The sequence below is a fragment of the Streptomyces niveus genome, from assembly GCF_001723055.1.
GTDB classification, from domain to species: Bacteria; Actinomycetota; Actinomycetes; order Streptomycetales; family Streptomycetaceae; genus Streptomyces; species Streptomyces niveus.
This window is the reverse complement of sequence record NZ_MDCR01000499.1, coordinates 1-2,656: the sequence shown is the minus strand read 5'-3', so window position 1 is coordinate 2,656 and position 2,656 is coordinate 1. Positions and strand designations below refer to the sequence as shown.

At 71.2% G+C, this 2,656-nt stretch carries 2 protein-coding genes and 1 pseudogene; 1 reads left to right on the top strand and 2 read right to left on the bottom strand.

The annotated features are described in order from the left end of the window. A pseudogene (locus BHU15_RS36850) lies at window positions 1–445 on the top strand (lipase); the annotation flags it as partial. 55 nt (window positions 446–500) lie between these two features. On the opposite strand, the gene BHU15_RS36845 reads toward BHU15_RS36850, so the two are convergent. Both BHU15_RS36845 and BHU15_RS40675 read right to left on the bottom strand, forming a co-directional pair. After that, entirely contained in the window at window positions 501–1,544 is a 1,044-nt protein-coding gene (locus BHU15_RS36845) for a lytic polysaccharide monooxygenase auxiliary activity family 9 protein (protein WP_069631057.1), read from the bottom strand. Window positions 1,545–1,762: 218 nt separating this feature from the next. After that, the coding region (locus tag BHU15_RS40675) for a glycoside hydrolase family 113 protein (RefSeq protein ID WP_069631056.1) at window positions 1,763–2,656 on the bottom strand (894 nt) is incomplete at its 5' end.

Below are 2,656 nucleotides of genomic sequence, written 5' to 3'. Positions count from 1 at the left end.
CCTCAAGTTCCTCGGCGGGGCGGCGAAGGTCAACGCCCTCGTCGGACTCGCGCCCGACAACCACGGCACCACCCTGCTCGGTCTGACCAACCTGCTCCCGCACTTCCCCGGCGCGGAGGACCTGCTGACCGAGAAGACCCCGGGGCTGGCCGACCAGATCGCCGGATCGGCCTTCCTCACCAAGCTCAACGCGGGCGGTGACACCGTGCCCGGCGTCAAGTACACCGTCATAGCCACCCGTTACGACCAGGTGGTCACGCCGTACCGCAGCCAGTTCCTGTCCGGGCCCGACGTACGCAACGTCACCCTCCAGGACCTGTGCGCGGTGAACATCTCCGAGCACCTGGCGATAGGGCTGATCGACCGGATCGCGTTCCACGAGGTGGCCAACGCCCTCGATCCGGGCCGGGCCACGCCGACGACCTGCGCGTCCGTCATCGGCTGAGCGCGGCGTGGGCCCCGGACCTGTCCGGTCCGGGGCCCACGCCGGGTGCGCTCCGTCAGCGGCTGTGCCGGCCGCCGCCCGCGGGCTGGGCCCGGCGGCGGACCGTACCGAACATCACGGCCGCGCCCGCGGCGAGGATCGCCGCGCCACCCGCCGCGATGTACGGCGTGGTGCTGTCGCCACCGGTCTCGGCGAGATTCTCCGAACCACCCGCCGGCTGCGGCTCGGCGGCGCCGGCCTCGTTCGCCTCGGGGGCGTTGGCCTCGGGCTCGGTGGCCGGCTCCTGGTAACCGCCGGCGTCCTTCGCCGCGGCCTTCACCTCGCCCGCCCCGGCCTCGCCGGGGCTGTCGCCGCCGTGCCCGCCGTGGTCGACGGTGGACTTGGCCGCGCCCTCGTCGACATCGGCGTCGGACGGGGCGGACGCCTCGGGAGCGGCGGCCGAACCGCCGTTGTCGGCGCCGAAGACCACGTCGGAGCAGGTGTAGAACGCCTCGGGGCTGTCCGAACGCTGCCAGATCGAATAGATCAGATGGCGGCCCGACTTGGCGGGCACGATGCCGTCGAAGACGTACGCGCCGTTCACCAGCTTCGGGTCGGTGACCTTGGCGAACGGCTTGTCCTCCAGGTCCGACCACTTCAGCGGCTGACCCGCGTCGTAACCGTCCTTGGTGATGTACAGCTCGAAGGACCCCTTGTGCGGGGCGGTGGCCTTGTAGGTGAAGGTGCGGTTGCCCGCCGTGAAGGGCGACGAGGGCCAGTCGCCGCGCGGCAGGTCGAGCCCCTTGTACTTGTCGCGGCCCGCCGAGCAGAGCTTGCCGTCCGGGATGATCGCCTTGTGGTTGCCCGCGGCGGCGGCGATGTTGACCTCGTTCCAGTCGTAGAACGCCTGCGTCCCACTGGCCGCGACCGCCGCCTTGCACGCGGCCGACTTCGGGCTCTCGGGTCCCTCGGCGAAGCAGGCGGACACCCGGCTGACCGGGTCCGTCATCGATCCGTGGGCGGCGGCCGGCGCGGCCGTCAGTCCGACGAGCGCGAGCGGCGCGGCGCCCAGCGAGACGCCCAGCGCGACGATCCCGGTGGTCCTGCGACGAGCGGTCATGGATACGTTCTCCTTCGAGCGGCACGAGCTGGGGGAGCGGAGCGGGACGAACTCCCGGCGGCGTGACCTCCGTTGCACACGGCGCCACCGGTTTGCCGTCCCGCTCCGGCCCTCAGCAAGCTAGCCCCTCGAAACCCCGGAACGGCCTGCTGGGAGAGGGGGAAGAGGATCCTTATGGTCCACTTAAGCCGTCGGTAAGCCGACGCTAAGAGACCGCCTCAGCCCCGCCCCCGGCCGTAGTGCCGCGCCACCGCGTGGAACGACTCCTTCGGCTCCCAGTGCCAGTCCGAATCCGGGTCGTCCGGGTCGTCCTTGAGGGTCTTGGTGAGGCTGTAGCCCACCATGTCGAGGTCGCGGCGCGGATCGCCGGGGCGGTGCTGGCTGTCGGGTGCCACGAAGTTGTAGACCAGCGACGCGTACAGGTTCATCGACTCGAAGACATCGAGCACATCGCTCAGGTACGCGGCCTGGACCCGCTCGCTGCGGACCAGATCCGCCGTGATCTCGCCCGTCTCGTAGTCGACGACGTCCCAGCCCATACCGCCCGCCTCCGGGGCGCCGACATACGTACAGGTGCCGCACTCGGTGATCGCGACCGGCTTGCCCAGCCGGAGATAGGGGGCGAGTTCGGCGACGTACTCGGACCGGCGCCGGAAGTACGAGTAGTAGTTGACGCTCACGATGTCGAACAGGTCCCAGTCGACCTGGTCCTCGTGCGCGGCGCCGTACGTCAGCGGGCCGTGGAACACCGACCGGCCGACCTTCGCCGCGCGTGAGATGAAGCTCGTCAGCCGGCGTTGCGTCAGCTCCAGGTCGACGGTGCCCGCGAGCAGGTTCCGCACCCGCTCCAGCGCGTTGTCGCCCGGCACGATGCCCGGCACGAACAGGAAGAACTCGCAGCCCACGCTGAGATGGACGTCCGCCCCCTGGCGGCGCAGCCGCTCCGCGTGCTCACCGGTCGCCGCCAGATGGTCCAGGATCTCGCGGTGCGGGCGGTCGGCGAGCCGCGGCTGGAGCCAGACGTTCAGCCCGCGCTCCGCCGCCTCCGACGCGGTCGCCCCCAGCCGGTCGACACCGTCGCCGAAGACGGAGACGGTGTCGACCGGCTGGGG